Origin of the sequence: Pedobacter immunditicola, assembly GCF_037482985.1 — a bacterium.
Classification (GTDB): domain Bacteria; phylum Bacteroidota; class Bacteroidia; order Sphingobacteriales; family Sphingobacteriaceae; genus Pedobacter; species Pedobacter immunditicola.
Genome location: NZ_JBBHKC010000009.1, coordinates 77,830 through 103,969, shown reverse-complemented (window position 1 = coordinate 103,969; position 26,140 = coordinate 77,830). Strand labels below are relative to the sequence as shown.

At 41.0% G+C, this 26,140-nt stretch carries 21 protein-coding genes; 12 read left to right on the top strand and 9 right to left on the bottom strand.

What is annotated here, in order from left to right:
• Positions 1-3 precede the first annotated feature (3 nt).
• The 4 genes from WG905_RS16270 (at position 4) to WG905_RS16255 (ending at position 2,570) form a co-directional block, all read left to right on the top strand.
• Entirely contained in the window at positions 4-576 is a 573-nt protein-coding gene (locus WG905_RS16270) for a DUF420 domain-containing protein (protein ID WP_339592803.1), read from the top strand.
• A gap of 211 nt (positions 577-787) precedes the next feature.
• Positions 788-1,033 (top strand): hypothetical protein, encoded by a 246-nt coding sequence (locus WG905_RS16265; RefSeq protein WP_339592802.1) that lies wholly within the window; start codon positions 788-790, stop codon positions 1,031-1,033.
• Positions 1,026-1,688, top strand: a complete 663-nt coding sequence (locus WG905_RS16260; RefSeq protein ID WP_339592801.1) for a DUF2461 domain-containing protein — start codon at positions 1,026-1,028, stop codon at positions 1,686-1,688. Before WG905_RS16265 ends, WG905_RS16260 begins: the two co-directional genes overlap by 8 nt.
• 39 nt (positions 1,689-1,727) lie before the next feature.
• Complete coding sequence (locus WG905_RS16255) at positions 1,728-2,570, top strand: OmpA family protein (RefSeq protein ID WP_339592800.1); 843 nt, start codon at positions 1,728-1,730, stop codon at positions 2,568-2,570.
• 176 nt (positions 2,571-2,746) lie between these two features.
• On the opposite strand, the gene rfbC is transcribed toward WG905_RS16255, so the two are convergent.
• Together rfbC and WG905_RS16245 are read right to left on the bottom strand one after the other, a co-directional pair.
• A complete protein-coding gene (gene rfbC, locus WG905_RS16250) occupies positions 2,747-3,307 on the bottom strand; it encodes a dTDP-4-dehydrorhamnose 3,5-epimerase (protein ID WP_339592799.1) in 561 nt (186 codons plus the stop codon).
• Between the two features lies 1 nt (position 3,308).
• Positions 3,309-3,611, bottom strand: a complete 303-nt coding sequence (locus WG905_RS16245) for a DUF4286 family protein (RefSeq protein ID WP_339592798.1) — start codon at positions 3,609-3,611, stop codon at positions 3,309-3,311.
• A 182-nt stretch (positions 3,612-3,793) separates the two neighbouring features.
• Here WG905_RS16245 and WG905_RS16240 point away from each other — a divergent pair, with 182 nt between their 5' ends.
• Genes WG905_RS16240 through WG905_RS16230 form a run of 3 tightly spaced genes read left to right on the top strand, consistent with a single transcriptional unit; the run spans position 3,794 to position 8,049 of the window.
• Positions 3,794-5,677, top strand: coding sequence for a S9 family peptidase (locus WG905_RS16240; protein ID WP_339592797.1), 1,884 nt, complete (start codon positions 3,794-3,796; stop codon positions 5,675-5,677).
• Between the two features lie 10 nt (positions 5,678-5,687).
• Positions 5,688-7,367, top strand: a complete 1,680-nt coding sequence (locus WG905_RS16235) for a sensor histidine kinase (protein WP_339592910.1) — start codon at positions 5,688-5,690, stop codon at positions 7,365-7,367.
• A complete protein-coding gene (locus WG905_RS16230; protein ID WP_339592796.1) occupies positions 7,360-8,049 on the top strand; it encodes a response regulator transcription factor in 690 nt (229 codons plus the stop codon). Before WG905_RS16235 ends, WG905_RS16230 begins: the two co-directional genes overlap by 8 nt.
• Here WG905_RS16230 and WG905_RS16225 read toward each other — a convergent pair whose 3' ends face one another.
• From WG905_RS16225 to WG905_RS16200, 6 genes are all read right to left on the bottom strand, one after another.
• Complete coding sequence (locus tag WG905_RS16225) at positions 8,050-9,363, bottom strand: metallophosphoesterase (RefSeq protein ID WP_339592795.1); 1,314 nt, start codon at positions 9,361-9,363, stop codon at positions 8,050-8,052.
• A 2-nt stretch (positions 9,364-9,365) separates the two neighbouring features.
• On the bottom strand, positions 9,366-10,859 hold the full coding sequence (locus tag WG905_RS16220) for a sigma 54-interacting transcriptional regulator (RefSeq protein ID WP_339592794.1): 1,494 nt from the start codon (positions 10,857-10,859) through the stop codon (positions 9,366-9,368).
• Between the two features lie 54 nt (positions 10,860-10,913).
• On the bottom strand, positions 10,914-12,011 hold the full coding sequence (locus WG905_RS16215) for a vWA domain-containing protein (RefSeq protein WP_339592793.1): 1,098 nt from the start codon (positions 12,009-12,011) through the stop codon (positions 10,914-10,916).
• Positions 12,012-12,072: 61 nt separating this feature from the next.
• Positions 12,073-12,957: a cupin-like domain-containing protein gene (locus tag WG905_RS16210; protein WP_339592792.1), complete on the bottom strand. Its 885-nt coding sequence runs from the start codon at positions 12,955-12,957 to the stop codon at positions 12,073-12,075.
• Positions 12,958-13,142: 185 nt separating this feature from the next.
• On the bottom strand, positions 13,143-14,726 hold the full coding sequence (locus tag WG905_RS16205; protein WP_339592791.1) for a SusD/RagB family nutrient-binding outer membrane lipoprotein: 1,584 nt from the start codon (positions 14,724-14,726) through the stop codon (positions 13,143-13,145).
• A gap of 63 nt (positions 14,727-14,789) precedes the next feature.
• Positions 14,790-17,807, bottom strand: a complete 3,018-nt coding sequence (locus WG905_RS16200) for a SusC/RagA family TonB-linked outer membrane protein (protein ID WP_339592790.1) — start codon at positions 17,805-17,807, stop codon at positions 14,790-14,792.
• 328 nt (positions 17,808-18,135) lie between these two features.
• On the opposite strand from WG905_RS16200, the gene WG905_RS16195 reads away from it, so the two are divergent.
• Together WG905_RS16195 and WG905_RS16190 are read left to right on the top strand one after the other, a co-directional pair.
• Positions 18,136-19,077, top strand: a complete 942-nt coding sequence (locus WG905_RS16195) for a DUF4886 domain-containing protein (RefSeq protein WP_339592789.1) — start codon at positions 18,136-18,138, stop codon at positions 19,075-19,077.
• 6 nt (positions 19,078-19,083) lie between these two features.
• Positions 19,084-20,403 (top strand): acetylxylan esterase, encoded by a 1,320-nt coding sequence (locus WG905_RS16190; protein ID WP_339592788.1) that lies wholly within the window; start codon positions 19,084-19,086, stop codon positions 20,401-20,403.
• Between the two features lie 93 nt (positions 20,404-20,496).
• Here WG905_RS16190 and WG905_RS16185 read toward each other — a convergent pair whose 3' ends face one another.
• Positions 20,497-21,510: a LacI family DNA-binding transcriptional regulator gene (locus tag WG905_RS16185; RefSeq protein WP_339592787.1), complete on the bottom strand. Its 1,014-nt coding sequence runs from the start codon at positions 21,508-21,510 to the stop codon at positions 20,497-20,499.
• A 257-nt stretch (positions 21,511-21,767) separates the two neighbouring features.
• Here WG905_RS16185 and WG905_RS16180 point away from each other — a divergent pair, with 257 nt between their 5' ends.
• From WG905_RS16180 to WG905_RS16170, 3 genes are all read left to right on the top strand, one after another.
• Positions 21,768-23,411 carry a pectinesterase family protein gene (locus WG905_RS16180; RefSeq protein WP_339592786.1) on the top strand — a complete coding sequence of 548 codons (1,644 nt, stop codon included), beginning with the start codon at positions 21,768-21,770 and terminating at the stop codon, positions 23,409-23,411.
• Positions 23,390-24,358: a pectinesterase family protein gene (locus WG905_RS16175; protein WP_339592785.1), complete on the top strand. Its 969-nt coding sequence runs from the start codon at positions 23,390-23,392 to the stop codon at positions 24,356-24,358. Before WG905_RS16180 ends, WG905_RS16175 begins: the two co-directional genes overlap by 22 nt.
• Before the next feature lie 116 nt (positions 24,359-24,474).
• The gene (locus WG905_RS16170) at positions 24,475-26,139 is read left to right on the top strand and encodes a glycoside hydrolase family 28 protein (RefSeq protein ID WP_339592909.1); all 1,665 of its coding nucleotides are present in this window, start codon (positions 24,475-24,477) and stop codon (positions 26,137-26,139) included.
• The last annotated feature ends 1 nt before the right edge of the window (position 26,140 follow it).

Sequence of the window (26,140 nt, the reverse complement as noted above, 5' to 3'; positions counted from 1 at the left end):
ACAATGAATTTAAATGATAAGTTTTTTTCAAAGCTCATATGGATTGTAACGGCAGTAGTTTTACTTGTCGTCATCATTCTAAAATTGGTTCCACCACCACAGGATAAACCGGCCTATATTTATTTATTGCCACACATTATTGGTGGTATCAATGCAACATGTTCAGTTTTATTGGTGTTGTCACTGATCTTCATCAAGAACAAAAATATTCAGGCGCATAAAGTAACCAATGTGATCACTTTTATGCTCTCCGCCGTCTTCCTGATATTTTATATCTGGTTTCATCTCTATGAAAAGGATACCAAGTTTGGTGATGCCGATCATAATGGGGTGCTTTCTGCTGCAGAATTAGCCGCAGTTGGTGCCATTAGGTATGTCTACTTCTTTATCCTGATTACCCATATCCTTTTGGCGATGATTGTATTACCTTTAATTTTAATCAGCTTTCTGCGCGGTTTTAATATGCAGGTTGAAAAGCACAAAAAGATTGTTCGCTGGGCATACCCGGTATGGCTGTATGTGGCTGTTTCCGGCGTAATTGTATACTTGATGATATCTCCATATTACAACTTTTAGCAATTGAGTTTATATATTGTAAAAGGCTTCCCTTCTTAAACGGTGGGAAGCTTTTTGTATTAATGACTTGCCCTTCACAATTATTACACTTTGTTATTCGTTCTTTACTTATATTTGTCATGATGAAAGCATCATCAGCTCAGTGCTTTGAACAGCCATAAATAATAGCTGATCATAGCATCAACAACTATTAAATTCAAACCATTCTCTAATGAAAAAGACAGTATTTATCTTCCTGTTTATTTTTGTGACTGCCCTATCTATAAATTTACCGGCAAACGCACAGTGTGCAATGTGCTCTATCAATGCAGAGCAGGGAACTAAAAATGGCAACTCTCAGGGCAATGGTATCAATGATGGGGTAATGTACCTTATGGCTTTTCCTTACTTACTAATTGCGGGTTTAGGTGTTTTATGGTATGTGAAATACCGTAAAAAGTCCTTAAGCCATGATTAATCGCTCGACCCTTACATTTTTAGACAATGTCTCTAAAAATAACAATCGCGAATGGTTCGCAGAACATAAGGGGGAATATGAGGAAGCGAGAGAAAATGTACTTTCATTGGTGCAAGGCCTTATCCCTGAACTTGCTAAAATAGATCCGTTGCTCCCGGCAGCTGGTGATCCTAAAAAATCGCTGATGCGCATTTATCGTGATGTGCGGTTCAGTAAAAATAAAGACCCTTATAAAACTAATTTCGGTATCTGGTTTTCTGCTTACAGCAAAGGTGGAAACGAGCCCGGTTATTACCTGCACCTTCAGCCCGGCAATTGTTTCATAGCAGGCGGTTATTGGATGCCTGATGCCACACACCTCAAACTCATCCGCCAGGAAATCGATTATAACAGCAGTGATTTTCTGAATATCCTGAACGAGAAACAATTTGCCGCTAATTTCAAGCTCAGCACAGCGAATACACTGAAGAAAGCACCGAAGGGCTATGATCCTGATGATCCTAATATCGCCTATTTAAAGCTGAAAAGTTTTGAAGTGGTACAAATAATACCTGATGAGGATTTTTATCATCCTTCTATCATAAATAAACTGGCTGACACCTATAAAATTATTTATCCACTGGTAGGGTTCTTAAGAAACGCTATTGCCAGGTAAGTGCCACGTGACCCTTTAACTCTAAATATAAAACCATATATGAAACACCTTTTTATGGGCTTTGCCATCCTTCTCCTGGCTTCAACCATCACCTCTTGTGTCGTGTTATCCCCAAAGAAATATAAAGCCCTCCTGGCCCGTCAGGATTCCTTAAATAGTGGATGGACAGAATCACAGTTAAGTGGCGAAAACCTTGAATCTACCATCAAGAAGTTGAGGAAAGATACGGCCAGCCTGAATGATCAGCTTTCCGCCCTGCAGGCAAAGTATTCGGAAGTTGATGGTAATTACAATAAATTACGCAGCAACAGCTCAACCGAAATCAGCAAGCTGTCAGGGGACTTAAAAGCAAGGGAGCAACGCTTAAAAGAAGTAGAAGAAGTTTTGCGTAAACGTGATGAAGCAACCAATAAATTGAAGGAAACCCTTCAGAGTGCTTTATTCGGGTTCTCCAAAAGTGGCTTGAGTGTCGACATTAAAAATGGAAAAGTATATGTGTCTTTAATGGATAAACTTCTTTTTCCAACGGCAAGCATCGTGATTGATGATAAAGGTAAACAAGCGTTAACTCAGCTGGCAGAGGTATTGAAAAAGCAGCCGGAAATTAATATCGCGGTTGAAGGCCACACCGATGCTCAGAAAGTGAAAAACCTGGGGCAGATCAGAGATAACTGGGATTTGAGTGTTTTAAGGTCTACCTCCGTGGTTCGTTACCTTACTGAGGTTGAGGGCGTGGAAAGTGTGCGTATGACAGCCACAGGTAAAGGTGAATTCCAACCTTTGGCAGATAACTCAACTGCAGATAGCAGAAGTAAAAACCGCAGAATTGAGATTGTATTATCGCCGAAACTGGATGAATTATATGATCTGATCAATAAATAGAAACGTCAAAAAAGATTAAAGGCCGTATCAAATTCTATTTTGATACGGCCTTTATATTGTCGCTTGTTAACTTGATTTAGTTACTGGAGTCAATTATCTTTTTCGTTGTTAACGATCTATTCGTTTACATGGGAAAAGGGCTATAAACTTTACAAGGGTAAAGGAGCCATTTAAGTTTATAAAGTAAAGGGGCTATTGAAATCTTTAAAGGAAGGTAAAACCAGATCTTTATCTGATAAAATCAGTTCTTCAGGGGCTATCGTCTCATTCCAATTAATGTTTAAGTCCGGATCATTCCAAATGACGCCAACTTCAGTCTCTTTATCATAATAAGCCGTCACTTTATAAGTAAAAATGGTTTGATCTTCCAGGGTTAAAAAACCATGTAGAAAGCCTGGTGGAATCCACAACTGCAGGTGATTTTCGCCACTCAATACCACACTATAGTGTTGGCCATAGGTAGCAGAGCCAATTCTGGCATCCACTACTACATCCAGTACACTGCCCTGAATTACTCGGACAAGTTTTCCCTGGGCAAATGGGGCCTTTTGTGCATGTAAACCGCGTAGAATTCCACGGCTGGAGTAAGACTGGTTGTCCTGCACAAAATTGATATCAATGCCCGCTTTTTCAAAAGCCTTTGCGCTATAACTTTCATAAAAATAACCGCGGTTATCTTTCCAAACCTTTGGTTCAATCAATAAAAGATCAGCGAGGGGAGTTGTAGAAATTGTCATCTTATAAAACGTCTTGCATAATAGTGGTAAACGATATGACCTTATCTCCATATCTTTCCTTAATTTCTACTTGAAATACCGGATCAAAAACATTTATATATTCAACATATCCTTCCAGCTCTTCAAAAAAGAATTGGTAACTATAAGTCACCCCCTCATTGGGCGAGTCAATAATTCTCCAGGATTTATGGGAGATAAATTTTCCCGTAGCCATTATTTTAGGTAGATGTATTTCTTCCATCCAGCTCAGCCATTCTTCAACAACTGAATCTTCAACAATAAGTGTAACGTTATATAAAAACATAAAGCAAATATAAAACTATAAATTAAGTAATAAGTTCCATTATCCTCTAATTGTTACTCCGTACTTTATCATACTGCCACAAATATTATTAAATTGACTTGCACAATTGGGCAGAAAGTAACAATATTGGTGAAGTGGCTTGAAGGCTTCGGCGTGTTGTGTACTTTTGTATGAAAATGAATATGACAGGAATACAAAGATACCTATGGGTGGTCCTTATACCCTTGTTTTTTGCTTGCAAAGAGCAAAAGAAGGAAATTCCTGTAGCTGATTTTTTCAAAGCACAGGATAAATCTAATTTTGCCTTGTCTCCGGATGGCAAAAGTTTATCTTATTTTAAACTGGAAAATAACCGTCAGCATATTGTTGTTGAAAGTATCGCCACAGGCAAGGCTTTACAGATCACAAAGTTTAAAGATAAAAATGTAAACTATCACTTTTGGGTAAGTAACAATGAGCTGGTTTATTATACAAAGCATCCAGAAACTAAAAATATATCCCTGTTCATTATTACTAAAGACGGAAAGCAGGAAACGCAATTAAAGAAAGATGAAAAGAGCCGTATCCGGGTGCTCAAAGACCAGTTGATTGATGATAAATATTTACTCGTTTCCTCCAATCGCCGGGATTCGACTGTTTCTGACGTTTATCGCCTGAATGTAAGGGACGGGAAAATGGAGATGGCAGTAAAAAACCCCGGTAACATCACCAATTGGTATACAGATGCCGATGCAAAACTACGTCTGGCAACTTCCAGCGACGGTGTGAATGAAACGCTTTTATACCGCGCTAGTGAGAACGAACCATTTAAGCCAGTGATCACCAATAACTTTACCACAACTTTAATTCCCATTGCATTTGCTGAAAATAAAAAGAATATTATTTACGCCATTTCGAATGTAAACAGGGATAAAAATGCACTGGTTGAACTGGATTGTAATACAGGAAAGGAAAAAAGTGTCTTATTTAGCAATGATACCCTCAATGTGGTGGAGGCTCAGTATTCGCACAGTACGAAGCGCTTTGCGTTTGTAGTTTGCGAAACCTGGAAAAAGGAAAAGTTTTACCTGGATGACTCGGTAAAGAACTTTTATAACCGCATCGAAAAGTTATTGCCAAACACTGAATCCAGAATTATGGACCGCGACAAAGCCGAAAATGTATTTCTGTTGCGTACCTATACAGATAAAAACCCAGGTTCGTATTATCTATACACAGCCAACAATAATAGCATCCTTAAATTAAGTGATGTCAATCCTTCTATCCAGCCGGAGGATATGAACGATATGAAGCCAATTACCTATACCTCACGGGATGGGTTGACTATTCACGGCTATCTTACCCTCCCAAAAGATAAAACGGCAAGGCATCTTCCACTGGTGGTTATTTCACACAATGGCCCCGGTAACCGGAGCAACTGGAATTACAATGCAGAAGTTCAGTTTTTGGTGAATCGTGGTTATGCGGTTTTTCAAGCTAATTACAGAGGCTCTTCCGGTTATGGGAAAGCTTTCGCTGCCGCGGGCTTTAAGCAATGGGGAAACAAAATTAACAATGATATTGAAGACGGCGTGAGATGGCTTGTTAGCCAGGAAATCGTTGACTCAAAAAAGGTCGCTATTTATGGTGCTGGTTTTGGCGGTTATATTGCTTTAAGCAGTCTGTATGCTAATCCTGGAACCTATGCTTGTGCCATATCCAACTCTGGCGTGATCAACCTCTTCAGTTACCTCAAAGCGATCCCACCTTTTTTAAAATCTAACCTTCAAATGTTTTACGACATGATAGGTAATCCAGTTACCGATGTTGATTACATGAGACAGGCGTCGCCTGTTTTCCATGCAGACAAAATTAACAACCCTGTATTTATTTCGCAATTTGCGAGGGACAAATGGATTAACCCGGGAGAGGTGGTCCAGTTTGTGAAGGAATTAAAGAAAAGGAATGAAAACGTGACTTATCTGGAGAAGCCCTATGCAGATAACGCTCAAAATATCGTAGAAGACAGGCAAAAATATTATCTTGCTTTAGAGCAATTTCTTGAGGTTCACTTAAAAAAGAAATAGCCTTCTGGTGATGACTTTAGAAAAGAAAAGCGGTTACCGTAAGAATTTTTACCTGATTGTTACCTTTATCATTTTGATCTCAGGGCTCTTGGTTCTATCCCTGTATTTCGCCTATAACTTCAGTAAAAAATACATTGAGAACGAGTTTGTTTCTGTGAAAGTTAAAGTCTTAGAGGAAAGTATTAAGTCTTATAACGAATTTTTCCAGAAGAAGCTTCCAGAGATTTCTTATTATAACGGATACCTCGATTCTGCCACTACGGCTAAATATGTGGATACACTCCTGACAGAATACCCCTTTGTTTCCAAGGTGGTCTTTTATGATTCTGAGGTAACCAACAGTACCGTAAGAGACGGAATCAACACAGGGAACTTTTCTTTCGGCCCAAAAGCCATTTACCAATTCGGAACCTATATCCCTGAAGATTCCGTAAAGCTGTTCTCTGCAGCCGGTACACAATCTTTTAAAAGAGGGGATGATTTCAATACCCTCGGCATCAAACTGATCTCCTTTATTGAGAGTTTAGATACCACAAAAGCGCCTACCCAGGATGAGCTTTTCAGTAATTTAACCATTGTCAGGTCCAATAAAATTACTTACCTGAATTTCCCGAGATTTGAGGACCTGAAAATGTATAAGCAAATGCTCCGTAAAAAACTGGACCCTGCACCAGTTTACCAGCAGGACATGCTTACCTTCCACCTCGATCCTTTGAAAATTAAGATCATTAACCGCTATAGGCATTTATACCAGAACATCAGGATCGAGCCACTTACCTATGATCCACTGGAAACATCGTGGCAATTTAAAGCAACAGAAATAACCTTGCCCGGTCCTTTTTCTGATTACAAACTTTATTTTATCTCCGCTACTTCTTTCCTTGAAAGGGAGATCCTGCTGTACTTTTTACCCATAGCGCTGGTCGTCATAGCATTCTATGGAATTCTGATTTTAGTTGCTTTTTTAATATACCGCAATTTGAATATCAACCAGCGCATGTTCAAGCTGCAATATGATTTTGTGAATAACCTTACCCATGAGTTTAAAACGCCTGTCAGTGTCATTAAAATCGCTGGAAATAACATTAAAAGTGCCACTTCACTAAGTGATAAAGAGCTGAAACTTTATGGCCGGATCCTGGATGAAGAGGCGGATAAGCTGAACGGGCTGATGAATAAATTGCTGGCCTTTACCCAAATTGAAAATAAGGCCATCCACCTCAACCAGGATAAAATTAATATCCGTGAATTCATAGAAAGTACCATCGCCTCCCATCGGTTGAAGCATCCGGATTTTGATTTTACCTATGAGGTAAATGGCTTCAGCACTTTTGTCACCGATCCGGTGTTACTGGGTAGCTTATTTGATAACCTTGCAGAGAATGCTTATAAATATTCACCTCCTGAACGTAAAAAATTGCATATTAAGGCCGGAATGCAGAAAGGAAAAGTGATCTTTACTTTCACAGATAAGGGGATTGGGATCCCATCGCCATATATTGGCAATATTTTCAAGAAGTTCTACCGCATCCAAAATATATATAACCAAAACGGCAGCGTTGGGCTGGGTTTGGCTTTCTGTAAGGAACTTGTTAACTTTATGAAGGGTGAAATAACGGTTAAGAGCAAAGTTGACAAGGGAACAGAGTTTAAAATTGTATTACCATATAACGATAAGATACATGTCTAAAGGAATAAAGATATTAATAGTTGAAGATGATGAGAACCTGCGTTTTTTAGTTGTTCACCGCTTAAAAGCAGAGGGTTATGAGCTTATTGAAGCCGGAGATGGAGAAACGGCGAAACACATGATCTTAGCAGAAAAGCCAGATATTGTTTTATTGGATTGGATGCTGCCGGGAATGCAGGGCGCAGAAGTTTGTGAAGAAGTTCGTCGCCTGGGTTTCGACAAATTCATTATTATGATGACCGCAAAGGCACAGGATGTAGATAAAATAGATGCCTATAATTTTGGTGCATCAGATTATGTGACCAAGCCATTTAATATGGATGTATTGGTTGCTATGCTGGAAAGTAAGGTAAAGTTTCTGTTGAATAACGATAAGTCTGAAGTACATCGTTTTGGCGATACAGAACACCATCCCAACATCCACAGCTTAATACGACAAGGGAAAAAGATAGAGCTAACCATATTGGAAAACAGGATCTTATTGTATTTCCTGCGCAACCCTAACAACGTCATTAACCGTGATGAGCTGATGTTGGTGGTATGGGGCTATAACTCTGATGTTAATACCCGTACCCTGGATATGCACATTGTAAGGCTGCGCAAAAAGATAGAGGTAAACCCAGATAATCCACAGCTGTTACAAACGGTCCGTGGCGTTGGTTACCGTTTTAATGCGGGCTAATTAAGCCCGCTTTAATTCAAATATGGTAATTTCTGGCAAAATACCAACCCTGCCAGGGTAACCCAGGAAGCCATAACCTACATTCACATAGAGCTGCTGGTGCTTGTGCTGGTAGAGTCCTGCCCATTCCTTGTAAATATATTGTACAGGGCTCCATTGGAAATTCGGAATACGAACACCAAACTGCATGCCGTGCGTATGACCACTAAACATCGCATCAATTTGCGGGTATTCTTCCAGCACTTGTCCGCGCCAATGGGAGGGATCATGTGAAAGCAAGAGCTTCACTGGAAGGTCATCTGTATTTTCCGTGGCCAGATCCATGCGGCCATATTTAGGAAAACGCCCCATGCCCCAGTTTTCTATCCCTAAAAGACCAATTTCCTCACCATCAACCTTTATACGGCGGTTTTCATTCATCAGCAAATCCCAGCCCATTAGTTCATGGGTTTTAATGATATCCTGCAGGTTTTTTGTTTTTGCTGCCGAAGGTTCCTTGCCAAAATGATATTCTCCATAATCATGATTACCAAGTATCGAGTAAACACCTAATGGTGCTTTTACACGTGCAAAAATATCCTGGTATTGGCGTAATTCCGTGGCCTTATCGTTGACGAGGTCTCCGGTAAAGAAGATCAGGTCAGGTTTCTCTGCCAGCAGCATATCAATACCGCCGTTTACAGCTTTCTGGTTATAGAAACTGCCGGAATGGATATCTGATAACTGGGCCAGGGTGATCCCGTCAAAAGCTTTAGGTAAGTTCGGCAACACCAGTTTTACCCTTTTGATGGAGTAATCATAGGCGCCGGATACAATACCCCAACTGAGGGAGGTTAAAGGTATGGCTGCAACAGCCAGTCCCGCTTTCACCAGAAAAGAAGAACGACTGATTGGTTCAGCTGCAGGTATCATTGATGGCTGTGAAATCGGTTCTGCATCACCTGCAATTGCCATCACTGGCGCTGCCAGAACTGGTGACGGTGCATTTTCCATTTTGGCTTTTCCTCTGACAATCTTCGTAATTAACCGTCGCAGATCATCAATTAACAAGAATGGAAGAAACACTAATTTACAGGTAACCGTTAAAAAGTAAGCTACTAAAATAACGGCCCTCAGTGATAGAAAGAGGTTTAGGTAAATACTCGTAAATACGCCAATGGTTAAAAGTACGGTATATGACCACCAAAGGATGGTAAAAAGTCTTTTCGTTGAAGGTTTCCACTTTTTAAATACAGAAAGAATGGCTTTGTAACAGTAGTAGTCAAGTGCTAACATGATAAATGTCAGCAATATTAAATAAGGCAGTCTTCCCATTTCTATCTAAAATCTATATCATCGTCCTCATCCTGTTCATTGCTAAACAGGCTGTCGAACATATCCGAGAAACCAAAACCACCTTCATGGTATTTTTTATTAAGTTGAGAATATTCAGCCAGGCCATGCAGGATAAACTCCATAAGCAGCAGCGTTTGATTGGCGCTTAGTTTAGGATGAAAGGTCTTCACTACCTCGTTTAAGCCATCCACCTGCATCAGCGCTTTTTTATATTGAACATCACTTAAGCCATCGAGTATGTCTATACTATTCCCCTCGGTAAACCATTCCGTAATCGTTAGGTACGGGTTGGCCGTTTTACTTTTTTTCGCTTTTTCCGGATCAGGGAAATAACGGGAGAACATGGACTTAATAGCCTTTCCAATCAGGATGTTGGCTACTTTTGTCGGTCCTTCAAGTTCTCCTTCATATACAAGCTCAATTTTACCAGTGATAGCAGGGAGGATGCCCGCGAAATCTGAAAGACGTACCGCAGTAGCTTTCTCGCCGTTGATCAGCATCCTGCGTTCAGCGGTACTGATCAGGTTCTCATATGCTGAAATGGTGAGCCTTGCAGAAACACCTGATTTTTGATCAATAAACTCGCTCTTCCGTGCCTCAAAGGCCACTTGCTCCACCAGGTCCTTCACCAGCCCATCTGCTTCGATCAGTGTTTTCTGCTCATTTGTCAGCTTAGCTTCCTGGAAAGTTATCTTCCTGGAAATGCTGATGGTTTTAGGATAATGCGTCAGGATCTGACTTTCGATACGGTCTTTTAGAGGTGTAACGATAGAGCCCCTGTTGGTGTAATCTTCAGGATTCGCCGTAAACACAAACTGAACATCCAGTGGAAGGCGTAATTTAAAACCACGGATCTGGATATCTTTTTCCTGCAACATATTGAACAGGGCGACCTGGATTCTTGCCTGTAAGTCAGGAAGTTCATTGATCACAAAAATACTGCGGTGTGCACGAGGGATCAGTCCAAAGTGGATGACACGTTCATCATTATATGTCAACTTCAAAGTTGCCGCTTTAATAGGGTCAACATCACCAATTAAGTCTGCCACGGTAACATCAGGCGTAGCCAGCTTTTCTGTATAGCGCTCTGACCGGTGCTGCCAGCTGATCGGTGTATTGTCGCCATGAATTAAAATTTCATGTTTGGCAAACCAGGAAATAGGATTCAAAGGGTCATCAAAGATTTCACTTCCCGTAACGTAAGGTATGTATTCGTCTAACAGGTTAACCATTAAACGGGCAATGCGGGTTTTCGCCTGTCCGCGTAGACCCAATAATAATATGTTATGGCGTGATAAGATCGCCGTTTGTAATTCAGGGATAACAGTTTCATCATAGCCTAAAATACCTTCAAAACCGGCGTCTTTTTCCTGAAGTTGTTTGATCAGGTTCTTTCGCAATTCATCCTTAACCGGTAAGGATATATAATTTGTGGCTTTTAATTCACCGAGCGTCTTTATTTTTTTATAATCCATATATCAATTTCTTAACAAGGTACTCATCAGCCGATTGCTGATGTAGTTACCTGCTTAGCGCACTGTTTTTCTTCTGTTTTTAATATAATCCTCAAATATATATTCACCCAAGCCGGTAAGCGAGCTGTAGAAGGCCCGGCCACCATTAACCTTCGTGAAATCTCTCACAAACTGCTGCAGGTAGGGATCCTTTGCAATCATAAAGGTGTTGATAGGGATGTTTAATCTTTTACATTGGGCGGCCATGTTCAGTGTTTTGCTGATCACCTTACGATCCAGTCCCATGCTGTTTTTATAATACTGGCCGTTTTCCTTTAAACAGGTAGGCTTACCATCAGTGATCATGAAAATCTGCTTATTATGTGTTTTCCGGCGGCGCAGCAAATCAACGGCAAGTTCCAGCCCTGCACAGGTATTGGTATGGTAAGGGCCAACCTGTAAATAAGGCAAATCTTTCACCGTAATCGTCCAGGCGTCATTACCGAAAACAACAATGTCAAGCGTGTCTTTAGGATACTGCGTTTTAATCAGCTCAGCCAAAGCCATGGCTACTTTTTTTGCCGGCGTGATACGATCCTCACCATATAAAATCATGGAGTGGGAGATATCGATCATCAGTACGGTAGAAGTAAGGGTTTTATAATCCTTTTCTTCCACTTCCAGGTCTCGCTCGGTCAGGGTAAAGTTGTTAATGCCGTGGTTGATCTGCGCATTTTGTATGGAGGTAGTCATGTCAATCTGATCCAGACTATCCCCGAACGCAAATTCCCTGCGGTCGGCATTTTTCTCTTCGCCAATACCTGAGATATTGCTGTTGTGATTTCCCTTGCCCGCTTTTTTCAGTTTCCCGAAAATCTCTTCCAGTGCCGATTGGCGGATAGTTTGTTCTGTTTTGGCCGTTATCTCTAACTGGCCGTCACGTGGGTTTTCTTTCAGATAACCCTTATCTTTCAGGTCATCAATGAAATTGCCCATCCCATACTCATTATTGGTAAACTTATATTGTTTATCCAATTCATTCATCCAGGCCAGCGTTTCGCCGGCATCACCCGCGGTGTAATTGAGCAATTGCGTAAATAGTTTAAGCAATTCTTCAAATCCCCCTTTTGGCAAATCATCAGGAATATAGTTTGAAAAATGAAAACCCCTCATAGCAAATTAATAACGAATTACTAAGGTAAAAGTTTAAGAGTTAAGTATTTTAAGTGCTATGTCATTTTTGCGGTTGGTGCCTGGCAATCGCGCTTTCTGCGCGTTTTACAGCCAGTCCTTCCCGGTATTTCGCATAGGGAACTTTGAAAACCATTTTAAGTACACTATCCAGGCCTCCTTTAATGGCCAGGTTGAAAACACTTTGTGCTTTTCGGCTCAGGGAAGCATCCCAGGCACGCAGCGACAACGAGAAGGAACCGTCGAGGTATTTCATCCAGTGCCACATTCCGGTGGGCATAAAAAGGGTGTCGCCATGTTCGAGAAAAACTTCATAACCTTCAACTCCTTTTAAAGCAGGGAATTTTTCAAAGTCAGGATTGGCGACATCATAATCTTCCAGTGCATAAGTGGCATTAGGGATACAATACAGTCTTTTCTTCCATTTATTATCAAAGAGGATGATCTGCTTTCTGCCGCCAAAATGTGTATGAAAAAGGTGGGGCAGGTCTATGTCGTAATGTAAGAAGGTCACAGAATTAGAGCCTCCGAAAAACATGGCAGGCATGCTTTCAATAAAACCACCCATTAAATCCTTGGGAATAACAATGTCATCCACCAGTTGCGGGGCGTGCTTAAACAGATTGAAGAAAAAGATACGCAGTTCCGTGGGTTTCGATTTAATGAGATCCAGGTAATCGCCGAACTTCATTTTGGCCACCGAGGCATTGATGGGTTTGCTGGGGTCAGCCTTGGAATTATCCATTAAACTTACCTCTACGTCACCCGCAATTTCCTTTAAATAGTCTGTGGTCCACTTTTCTCGCGCAGGCCAGGTTTTGGTTAGTCCTTTGATGATTAATGGCCGTCTGGTATCCAGGTAATTCTTCTTAAAATCTTCCGGACTGATGTGCTCTACAGTATCGACCGGCTTTAAAATAAAGCTCATATTATTTCTAACCCTAAAATGTTTGGCAGCAAATGTCTAAAAATAATTGCAACTCGCTAGGGGAATTGTCTTTTATTTGATGGGAACAGAAGTTAAGGGCAGAAGTTAACAGACAAGAATTAAAAAACCCAGGTGTAATAGATTACACCTGGGTTTAAGATGTTTCAATGCTTTTTATGCTATGTTTATTTCATCCAGTAAAACTTAACGGATTCATCTTCTTTACCACCTAAAAACGCTGCCACAGCTTCATTATAGGCCGCCTGACTAGCCGTAACCACAGCAGTTGGGTAGGTTAACCGCTTGATAAAAGTACCTAAAGGAAGTACAGGGTTTTGCGGTGCCATGATGTGGTATTGTTTCGGATAACCCGTACGTCTAAATTCTGACCAACCTTCAGTTCCTTCCGGGAAAACTGCTATCCACTTCTGCGTAATGATTTTCTCCAACTTGGTTTCAAGATCGGCACCTTCATCCCATTTAACAACATTGGTGGTTAACGGCGGACTGTTATACGCAGGGCGTTTTGGGTCAACATAGGCCAGTTGCGGAGTTGTGCTTTGCAGATAGGTATCTGCACCTGAGACACCATTTGCTGCTATGGAAGCCCTGACGCCTTCTTCATAGAACTGTTGTGCTGTACCGCTGCCCATATTCCATCCTCTCAGCGCGCCTTCAGCTTTCAAAAAATAGCTCTCTGCAAGGTCAACAACTTTAACCGGCATGGTTGCCGTTACATTATACTGTGAATAGTTTTCATATATCGCTTTAGTGGGCCTGTCAACTCCCGGCCTGATTCCTCTGTAGGAACCATTTAAAACAGGGTCCTTGGCAGGTAATGCATAAGCCGTTAAGCGCGGGTCGCCAAAACCTTCTAAATAGGTTACAATTGCGGCTGAAATTCTGGTATCAGACCAGGCAGTCGACATGGTGAAATAAGGGTTTGTGCCCGTTGATGGTGATACTGCAAAGGAGCCGGAAGCGGCATCAAGTACGCCGCCATTTTCTGGAAGGAGTGCTTTTTCTGCTTCCGCTCTTCCTTTGCCAGCGTCAACAACTGAAATTCTTAAAGCCATGCGCAGTCTGATGGTGTTGGCCAGTTTAACCCATTTTGTGTATTCGCCACCCAATGTAGAGCGGTCCCATTTTTTGAAACGGGCAACGTCTGCCGCTGGATTGGTTTTCTCTGCTTCTAATAAAGATTTAACGGCCTGCTCCAAATCAACGAAAATAGCCGCATAAGCTTGTTCCGGTGAATCAAATTTTGGTTCAGCAGTATCACCAAATTTAGAATAGGGGAAGGGGCCAAATGTATCAACCAACCTTTGTCCTGCTGCAGCCTTGATGATCAATGCCACCGCATACAGATCGGGATATTTAACATCAAAGCCTTTCTTTTTCATCGTGAGCCAGTTGTTCATAACGCCGTTGGCTGAAATGTTGTAAGAATTGGCCCAGATACCCCTGGTCATATAGGTCGTTGTATTCACATTACCCAGGAAATTACTCGGTGCCTCCAGGTAACCCGCATAAGACTCCGCCTGTAAATTCTGCTGTGTTTGAACACCGGTAGCTGTGCTGACAATGTTATTCATCATCACAGGAAGTAAAAAGGCTGCCTCTGCACCATCTTTCGAAAGGTCTTCATCTGAAATATCTCCTTTGTTTACATTTAAGCCCTCAAAATCCTTTGTACAAGAAGGGATCGTAAAAAGCAGGGAGCAGAGGAAAAGCATTTTATAAATCGGTTTATTTATATATTTTTTCATTGTCTTTAATTTGAGTTTTAATGATTAGGAATTGATGATGGTTCCATCTTCGTGTTTTTTGATTTAGAAATTCACTCTAACTGTTGCTCCTAAAGAGGCAGCCGACGGAAGTTGAAATGACTCAAAACCCTGACCGCTATTTTCTGTACTCAATGCCATTTCCGGATCAAATGGTGCTTTTTTATGGAAGAAGAACAAATTCCTGCCGACCAGTGAAATGTTGACATTTTTTATCGTATTACCTAGTTTCGGAATAGTATAACCTATAGCCAACTCCCTTAGGCGGACATTAGTGGAGCTGTAAGAATATTCAGTAGCCACAGCACCCGCATCTGCCTTTGCAGAAATGAAACCATAATAAGTTTCAGCGTCAATCAATTTACCATTAACCATTACGCCGCCATTATTTCTCGCATCTGCTGTTCTTGGTGATAAACCTTTATAATCCAGCCATTGTTGTGTAGATGAAGATACAAGGCCGCCAAAACGCCCGTCAATCAGGAAAGATAAACTGAAGTTCTTGTAAGAAAAGTTGTTGCTAAAGTTTAACAGAAAATCTGGATTAGCATTTCCAATGTATTGGTCCGTTTGTGTTGATAAAACAGGAAGTCCTGTGGTGGCATCAAACTTTTGACTGCCGTCTTCATTATATTGATATGTTTTTCCGAAAAGATCCATGTATGAACCATATTTCCTTCCGTTTAAGAGTTCGCTTCCAGGGCGGAGAAGGAATAAATTGGTGAGCCTGTTACCACTTTGCAATACAAAACGATCAGAGGTCAATAAATCACTTAATGATTTGATGCGGTTTTTGTTAAGGGTAAAATTAACACCCGGCGACCAGCTCACATTGCCAATTTTTGCATTATAACTTAGTGATGCTTCAACGCCCCGGTTTTGGATCGTTCCACCATTGATATAAAAATTTGTTGCACCAGCACCTGTTGGTGCAGTAATGGTAAACACCTGATCCCTTGTCGTTGCATCGTATAAAGTCACATTGAAATTTAGCTTGTCGTTTAAGAAACGCATTTCAGCGCCAATTTCGTAGGATTTGGTACGCTCAGGTTTTAAATTCAAAGTGTCAGTTCCGCTAAAGAAAGGTAGCGTAACTCTTCCATTTACACTTTCATCTGGATTAACTGTATAATTCGAATTCCTTGCAGCAGCACCAAATGGCAAAGCATTACCTACTTCGGCATAACTACCTCTGATCTTGGCGAATGATAATAAGCCGTTAGCTTTACTTTCATTAACTAAAACATAGGCAAGACCAGCAGAAGGATAAAAGAAGGGATCGTCCGTAGTGGAAGACCATTCGTTTCTACCCGTTACGTCTAAAAACAACCTGTCTTTATAGCCAAGGGTTGCTGTACCCAACACCGCTCTGGTGATCCGTTTGGTGTTGTCGCTTTCAGAGATAAAGTTTCCTGTAAGGCCCTGTAAAGCGAAATAATTAGCATAGTATAAGGTGTTGTCCGCTCCGTTTGTGCCGTTCAAAACACCGCGGTCAGTATTGATGGTATTACTGAAGCCAGCAGTTGCATTTAAAGTCAAATCTGTAGACAGGTCCTTGTTGGCCGATAATAATACGTCTGTATAAATATCCTGGCCGGTCGATACTTCTTTTCTGTAGGAACCATTTACACCAATTGATGTAGGGTCCCCGCTTGCACCGTAGCGCTGGTCATGGTCATAATTATATCGGTTTACGGTAGTCCTTGCCGTCACATTAAGCCAGTCTAAAATGTTGTATTTTGCAGATACGTTGATATTGGTACGGTCCCTTAGTTCATCCCTCCTGATATTGTTTAATATCCAGTAAGGGTTTTGGTTGGAACTGTGCTCATTTTTAATATAAGGCCAGTTTTGAACATCAAATCCTCTTAATTCACTATATACCGAGCCGCCATTTGCGGCATAAGGGGCGATATCCACACCCATTGGGAAGAGGTACAGGCCAAACATCGGGCTGTTATACCATGATGATTCGTTCCTGTTTTTCATATTGGATTGAATGTAATTGATACCTCCTTCTAAAACTACCTTATCCTTGAATAATTTAGTACTTCCTCTTAAAGTGAGGTTATTTCTGTTAAAACCATAATCCTGCAGCATGCCTTTTGATGTGGTGTTTGCATAGGAAAAATAGATTCTTTGCATTTCATTGCCACTGCTGATGGACAAGCTGTTCAGGTAATTTTGTCCGGTACGGAAAAAATCCCTGATGTAACTATCGCTGCCATTAGAGATTTTTGGCCCCCAGCTATCATTAACAGGGGTCGTTGCCGCAACACCACCAATTCCATTTCCGTATTCAGTCTGGATTTCGGGTAAGGCGATTGGATTGTCGAAGGTAGCTGTCGAAGACAAAAGAATTTCCGGTGCACCCATCTTGCCTTTTTTAGTCGTAATTAAAATTACACCGTTTGCTGCCTGACTACCATATAAGGCTGCGGCGGAAGCGCCCTGAAGCACCTGCAGGTTTTCTATGTCTTCTGGATTATAATCGGCAAAACCTCCAACAGGTATACCATCAACCACATATAATGGCTGGTTATTGCCTGAAATAGATTTATTACCACGGAGTACAATCCTAGGAGAAGAACCAGGACCACCACTTCCCTGGGTAACGAATACACCAGCAGCTTTACCTGCAAGTGAATTCAAGACGCTTGCCCCTTTAACCTGGTTGAGGTCATCTGCCGATACAGTGGTTGTGCTGTACGTCAAACTCTTCTTGGAGCGTTCAATACCTAAGGCGGTCACCACAACACCTTCTAGTGTGGTTGCATCACTTTGAAGCGTGACGTTAATGGTGGTTCTGCCATTGACATCGAGGGTCTGACTTACAAAACCGAGTGATGAAAAGACAATTTTAGCGTTTGAAGGAGCTGAGATGGTGTATTTACCATCCGGACCGGAAATGGTTCCCTGGTTGGTTCCACTTACTTTGATACTTACGGCTGGAATAGGACCGTTTGTTTGGTCGACTATTATTCCGTTTACAGTGATGTTCTGCCCTAATGCGCAAAACCAGCAACATTGAAATAATGCTAAAAGCATGTAAATTTTTTTCATGGGATTAGGTTAATTGGGGTTAAAGTTGGTAAACCTAATATAACAATATTATTACAATCAATAAAAAGTCTAGAAACTTTTTTTATTATTTTTTTATCTGTTTTAGCCTTCTCTTAACTAATTTAAAAAGTATTATTGTTTCCTCGTCTGTTAGTTGAATTTAAATAGAAATACTTATTAAAAAATGCTCAAAAATGATCCTGTAAAATAATTCTTTTAACCAAATTCCCTATAGTCAAAGTCTTGTATTTGTTCTTTATATTTGGTTTCTTTATCAGAAATAACATCGCATAATAATTAACCAATTAATTCTAAACCAGATCAAATAATGTTCAAACAGTTTTCCATAGCCTTTACGGCTATTTTCACCACACTTCTATTATGTACGTCTGCAGCGCTTTTTGCGCAATCAGCACAAAAACCTTTGCGGTTATTCCTTATTGGTAATAGTTTCTCTCAAAATGCTTCCACTTATTTGCCTGTCATCGCAAAAGAGGCTGGTAAAACCTTAGAAATCGGCAGAGCTGAACTAGGCGGTTGTTCCTTAGAGCGCCACTGGAAACATGTAGAGAAAGCCGAGGCGAATCCTAATGATCCCGAGGGAAAACCTTATAAAGGCAAATCTCTACGAATGCTATTGTCTGAAGGAGTTTGGGATGTGATCACCCTTCAGCAGAATTCCTTGGCATCTACAGATGTGAACTCTTATCGGCCATATGCCTCCCAACTTTATAACTTTATAAAATCTATTCAGCCAAATGCCAAAATCGTTTTCCATCAAACTTGGGCTTATCGTTCGGATGCAAAAGTTTTTGGCCACATTAAAGGCGCTGCGTCAACTAAAAACCACGAAGAAATGTGGGAGAAATCCAGAGCTGCTTATCATACCCTTGCAAAAGAGTTAAATACGGCTATTTTTCCTGTTGGAGATGCTTTTCATAAAGTGGTGACTGATCAGGATTACGCCTATAAAAAAGATGAGAAGTTTAATTTTACCAACCCGGTCTATCCTAACCTGCCTAAACAGGACAATTCATTGCATTCGGGTTATTTCTGGAACAACAAGAACTTTAAACTTGATGCCAATCATGCAAGTGAAGCGGGGAAATATTTAGGTTCCCTGGTTTGGTATGCGTGTTTATTTGATGATTCGCCCAAAAACGTAAAGTTCATCCCGGCGAAGGTATCGCCTGAATTTGCAAAACACCTGAAAAAAGTAGCCGCTAAAACAGTAAAAGAACAAACTAAACAATTTAATTTATCCATTTAATTTTTCATGATGACCATAACCTTAAAAAATCCTGGTGTCTTTATCAAAGTCAGCCTTGCCCTAATTATTAGTTTTCTTTTTTCATTTCATCCGCTTTTTGCAAATGATCAATTAACGATCAGCATTAAAGCAGATCATCAAAACTGGATTTATAAACCAGGAGAAAAGCCACGGTTTACGGTGACGGTATTGCACAATGGAAAAAAGCCCGAAATTTTAAAAGTCAGGTATCAGATTGGCCCTGAAAAAATGCCACACTTTAAGTCAGACTCCGTACTGTTAACTAAGAAAAGCGACTTTGTATTAGAAGGTTATACAATGAATGAACCGGGCTTTTTACGTTATACCATTACTGCCGAGCTCAATGGTAAAATGGTGAAAAGCACGGCTACAGCGGCTTTTTCTCCTGAAATGATCAAGCCGACCGTTGAAATGCCTGCTGATTTTAAAGCCTTCTGGCAGCAGGCGGTTAAAGATTTATCGGCTATCCCAATGAATCCAAAAGTAGAACTGATCAAAGCTTATTCCACCGAAAAAGTTAACGTTTATGAGGTGAGTTTTCAAAATATCCATTCATCAAGGGTTTATGGTATTTTGAGTGTGCCAAAGCAAGATGGTAAATATCCGGCAGTTTTAAAGGTGCCGGGAGCTGGGGTGAGGCCATATAAGGGTGAAGTTGCACTTGCCGAACAGGGAGTGATCACCCTGGAGATCGGTATTCATGGTGTACCGGTGACCCTACCAGATGAAGTATATAAAAATTTGAGTGCCGGCGGACTGTATCAGTATCCTTCCGCTAACCTGGATGATAAAGATAATTATTATTACAAGCGGGTATACCTTGGCTGTGTAAGGGCACTAGATTTCCTGACTTCCCAAGCCGGTTATGATGGTGAAAATCTGGCTGTATATGGAGGAAGCCAGGGCGGGGCACTTTCTATCGTTACGGCAGCTTTAGACTCGCGGGTAAAATACCTGGGTGCTTATTATCCTGCATTAAGTGATGTAACGGGTTATTTGAATAATAGAGCTGGGGGATGGCCACATCTTTTTACCAAGGAAAAACTGGCCATCAATAATAAAAAAGATAAACTGGAAACCGTCAAATATTATGATGTGGTTAATTTTGCTAAGCAGCTAACTATTCCGGGGTACTACAGCTGGGGTTTTAACGATGAAGTTTGTCCGCCAACTTCCATGTATGCAGCTTATAATTCAATTGATGCGCCAAAAGAGTTATTGATTTATAAAGAGACGGGCCATAATACCGTTCCAGAGCAAAGAGAAAAGATGGATACCTGGTTAATATCTAAACTTAAGAAATAATTATACCGGTTAAACAGGGTGGTGGTCATAGCCACCCTGTTTAACCTTTTGAAGCCCACTGCCCTTTCATGAAATTATCAAACTTGAGATTGACTAAGTTCTAATGCATAATTTGGTGTCCAGAACGCGTTTTTCAAATTCTAATACCGGATATTTGCTTTCAATCAGATTGATTAGCATCTCTGTGGCAATCTGACCAATTTCAAAAGCAGGCTGATGTACAGCTGTCAGGGATGGGGTTATCAAATCGAGGACATCAGAATTGCTGAAGCCTGTGATAGCCATATCTTCGGGTATCCGAATACCCAGGTTTTTAAATACATGTAAACATCCGATGCTCAGGCGATCGCCAGCGACAAATATGGCATCCGGTTTTTCTTTCAGGTCCATTAGTGCGAGGATGGCATTCTCCACCTCATCATAAAACATCCCTCCATGCGCACAGTGTTTGATATAGGATTCAACTACAGGCAGGTGATGTTTCTCCAGTGCCTTTTTATAACCCGCCAAACGCTCAATGCTGATGGAAAGGTGATCGGAGCTGGTAAGATGGGCAATGCGTTTATAGCCTCCGTTGATCAGGTGTTCAGTTGCCTCGAATGCGCCTTTCTCGTTGTTAGCAATAATTTGATGTGTTTCAATTTCACTGGCTACGCGGTCGAAGAAAACCATTGATAAACCCTGCTGGTGTAACTTACTTAGGTGCGTAGTATCGTTAGTCTCAGCCGACAAAGACACCAGCAATCCATCAACAGAGCGGGATGCCAAATGCTGAATATTGCTTTTCTCGCGCTCGTAGGATTCATGAGTTTGTGTAATAATTACATGATAGCCCCGACTATAGGCTATTGATTCTATTCCATTGATGGCCTGTGAAAAATAATGGTTAGCTACCTCACTTACCACCACACCTATGGATTTGCTGCGCCGTTCTTTTAAGCTGAGGGCTATCGGGTTTGGTCGATAGTTGATTTTATCGGCATATTCCAAAACGATCTTTTTTGTTTCCGGACTTATTTCATGGGTATCACGCAGGGCTCTTGAAACTGTTGAGGTAGAGAAACCTAAAGCTTTAGCAATATCTTTTAAAGTAACGGGTTCATACATGGTCAGACGCTGGATTAAGGTTTAAAAGGAGTTAGCCATGCAATATAACGTAATTACACGATGAGAAAAGTATAAAGAATGCGTTATGGGAACGATTGCACAAATTTATGATGATCCATCTGACAGAATATTAACAAAACAGCGTAGACTTGTGTAAGAAACTAACCGGGTATTCTAACTAGCTAATCAGTAGGCTCTTTGTATGGAGTAGTAAATCTTTCGCTGATCCGAGATGGGGCTATTAATCGATTAATGAAATGATTAACAAAAGGTATATTTATTTATTACTTGTTGCCGTATCGTTACTCATGGCTTTTATAACGCCAGAAAAAAAAATCAGCGTTTATTTAGTCGGTGATTCAACAATGTCAATCAAACAAGCAAAGGCGTATCCCGAGACAGGCTGGGGTATGCCTTTTGTCAATTTTTTTGACGAACGGGTTATGATTAAGAACCACGCACAGAATGGAAGAAGTACCGGTACTTTTATTACCGAGAAACGCTGGTCAGCGGTCATGGATAGCCTGAAGGAAGGCGATTATGTCTTCATTCAATTTGGGCATAACGATGAAAGTAAAGAAAAAAAGAGTTATACCACGGAAGCAGACTTTAAGTCTAATTTATTAAAATTCGTTAGGGAAGCACGAAGCCGGAAAGCAATTCCCGTGCTCCTTACCCCGGTGGCCCGAAGGCGGTTTGATACAAGTGGAAAGGTTGTGGAAAGCCACGCTATATATGCGCCACTGGTGATTTCAATAGCTAAAAAGCATCAGGTTCCCCTCATTGATCTTAACGAAAAAAGCATGTCGCTTTACCAGAAATTTGGTGAGCAGAAAAGCAAATTACTATTCAATCAGCTTCAACCGGGAGAAAATCCAAACTATCCGGAAGGGAAAAATGACAATACCCATTTCAACGAACTTGGTGCAAGAGAGATTGCGCAGTTAGTGCTTCAGGAAATTAAGAACCTTCGGCTCGGCCTGGCAAATTATATTGTAAAACCTAAATCTCATTTCACCGTAGCAAAAGATGGTAGCGGAGATTTTACAACCCTGCAGGAAGCGATTAACGCGGTGCCGGATTTTAGGAAGACAACTACTGTCATTTATATTAAAAACGGGATTTATAAAGAGAAAATCAACCTTAGTGCTTCCAAGAAGTTGGTGAAGCTAGTGGGGGAGAGTGTTGAAAATACCATCCTGAGTTATGATGATTTTGCAACCAGGAAAAATCGTTTTGGTGAAGAAATGGGTACTTCCGGATCTGCCAGCTTTTATATGTATGCCGACGATTTTACCGCAGAGCATATCACTTTTGAGAATTCCGCGGGGCCTGTAGGACAGGCGGTAGCGCTATGGGTGGCCGGTGATCGTGCAAAGTTTTATAACTGCCGGATGCTCGGCTTTCAGGATACCTTGTATACCTTCGGTGCAAACAGCCGTCAATATTATTCCAACTGTTATATAGAAGGGACCGTTGATTTTATATTTGGCTCTGCGACAGCGGTGTTTGATGGAAGCGTGATTTTCTGCAAAAAGGGCGGGCGGTATATTACAGCCTCTTCTGCACCAGACACTGTGAAATATGGATATGTGTTTTTGAATTCCACTATCAAGGGAGACGCAGCTGATCAGTCATTTTTCCTAGGCAGACCCTGGAGGCCTTATGCCAAATCTGTATTCATTAATTGCTATCTGGGAAAGGTTATTAAAGCGGAGGGCTGGGACAACTGGTCGAAGGAAAGTAATGAGAAAACGGCTTATTATGCGGAGTATAAAAATGATGGTCCGGGTTTTATGCCCAAACACCGTGTGAGCTGGTCGGTACAATTGACTGCAGAAGAGGTGAAAGAATATACACTTACAAAAATTTTTAAAGGATGGGATGTAAAAGCCAACTAATTATGCTGTTGCTTTTCCTGCTTGCAGTGTTTAAAGTGACAGAAGCGCGGGCAACTAAGCAAGGAATTGTGGTCGCTAAAGATGGAAGTGGCGACTTCAAGACCGTTCAGGATGCGGTAAATTCTGTACGGGATTTTTCGGAACAGAAGGTAGTAATCTATATTAAACCAGGGGTCTATAAAGAAAAACTGGTCATCCCATCCTGGAAAGTAAACATTAAACTGCTTGGTGCTGGTAAAGATAGTACGACGATCACTTATAATGACTATTCTGGCGCGAATGGGATTATTACCTTTACCTCCTATACGGTGCTTGTGCAGGGTAACGGTTTCAGTGCGGAAGCACTAACCATAGAGAATACGGCAGGAAGTGTAGGACAGGCGGTGGCTTTGCATGTGGAAGCAGACCGGGTGTTTATTCTAAACTGCCATATAAAAGGTAATCAGGATACCTTATATCCATCTTCAGAAAATAGCCGGCAATACTATCTTAATTGCGAAATAGAAGGAACAACGGATTTCATCTTTGGTGCAGCAACTGCCGTTTTTGAGAACTGCCTTATTCGCAGTAAAAGGAATTCCTACATCACGGCTGCATCTACAGGCGACAAGCAGAAATATGGATTCGTCTTTTTAAACTGCACGCTTATCGCAGATGAGGCGGTGTCGCGTGTTTATCTGGGCAGGCCCTGGCGCTCTCATGCAAAAACGGTTTTTATCAATACCAACATGGGTAAACACATTGTACCCGCGGGCTGGCGAACCTGGAATGATAATAATAACCATTTAAAAAGCTTTTATGCCGAATATCGATCCTATGGACCTGGTGGCGATAGTAGTCAGCGTGTGGATTGGTCAAATCAGCTCGATAAAAAGATGCTTAAGGCTTATACAATTGAAAACATATTTTCAACCATAAACGGATGGAACCCTGTAGCTGATAAATGATAAAGGTTATCTGGCGGCAACGATTGCATAGTTATTTTTGGACTTTTTGTTCCATTATGTTACAAAACTATGTAGACTTGTTATGGATTGAGCAATTAACCAACTAACCAAGTATGATGAACAAATTCCAGCTTATGCTATGCAGTCTGATGTTATCAGTTGTATACGGATCATATGCCCAGACTCAAAATAATAAGTATTCCTTTGAGCATTTGCCCGTAATTAAAGAAACGCATTTTAAAAAAGACACCCTTAGCATCGTCGACTTTGGAGCAAAAAATGATGGGATCACTTTAAACACGAAGAGCATCAATGAAGCTATTCTGGCTTGTAGTAAAAAAGGCGGAGGTGTAGTTCTTATTCCACAAGGTGTTTGGAAATCAGGCCCTATTGTTTTACAGGATAACGTGAATCTTCATTTGCAAAAAAATGCACTATTACAATTTACCAGCGATCTTTCGCAATATAAACTCGTAAAAAGCAATTGGGAAGGGTTGCCACAAATGCGGAACCAGTCGCCGATATCAGCAACCGGAGCCGTTAACATTGCCATTACCGGTTATGGCATTATCGATGGTGCAGGTGATGCCTGGCGCATGGTTAAGAAAGAGAAACTGACGGAAAGTCAATGGAAGAAACTCGTTGCTTCAGGTGGTGCTTTAGATGCGAATAAAAAAATATGGTACCCTTCTGAAAAAAGTCTAAAGGGATCTACACTCAAGAACCCAGGAGTTATTATCGAAGGTAAAAGTCTGCAGTCCTATGAAGAAGTTAAGGATTTTCTAAGACCAAATCTACTCTTGTTAACTAGCTGCAAGCAAATTTTACTCGAGGGCGTCACTTTTCAAAATTCACCTGCCTGGAATCTTCATCCTTTGATGTGCGAAGATCTTACGGTAAGGAATATATATGTGAAGAATCCCTGGTATGCACAAAACGGAGATGGAATAGATATTGAATCCTGTAAAAATGTATTAGTGGAAGGCAGTACGTTTGATGTAGGAGATGATGGAATTTGCATTAAATCCGGCCGCGATGCTGCCGGCCGCAGCCGGGCTATGCCTACAGAAAATGTAATTATTAGAAACAGTACTGTTTATCATGCTCATGGTGGATTTGTCATTGGCAGCGAAATGTCTGGTGGGGCAAAAAACATTTTTATTTCCGACTGCACCTTTATCGGAACAGATATCGGGTTAAGGTTTAAAACTACTCGTGGCAGAGGCGGCGTAGTGGAAGGCATTCACGCCCGTAATATCTATATGAAAGATATCGCTGGTGAAGCTATTTTATTTGATATGTACTATGCTGCAATAGACCCGATTCCGCTAACTGGTGAAAAAAGAGATTTGCCAACGGTCAAGTTATGGCCTGTTACGGAAGAAACTCCGGTGTTCAGGGATTTTCATATCAGTAACGTTGTAGTTGATGGTGCTTCGAAAGCCTTATTTATTCGCGGTTTGCCTGAAATGAGTATCCGTGATATTTATTTAAATCAGCTGACAATGAAGGCAGCTTCTGGTGTGGATCTTCAAGAGGCAGAAAACATACAGATAAATAACATGAATCTGGTGGTAGACCAGGCAAGTCCGTTGGTCACGATCACCAATGGCCGTTCAATCAATTTTGATCAATTGAAATATAACAAAGCGGAAGTGCTTTTCAATATTGTTGGCCCTAACAGCTCTAAAATCAACGCGCGTGGTATTGAGGGTCCTACAGCAAATACCAAGGCTGCTTTTGAACATGGGGCAAAAGAAAAATCGTTAACGGTTAAATAGG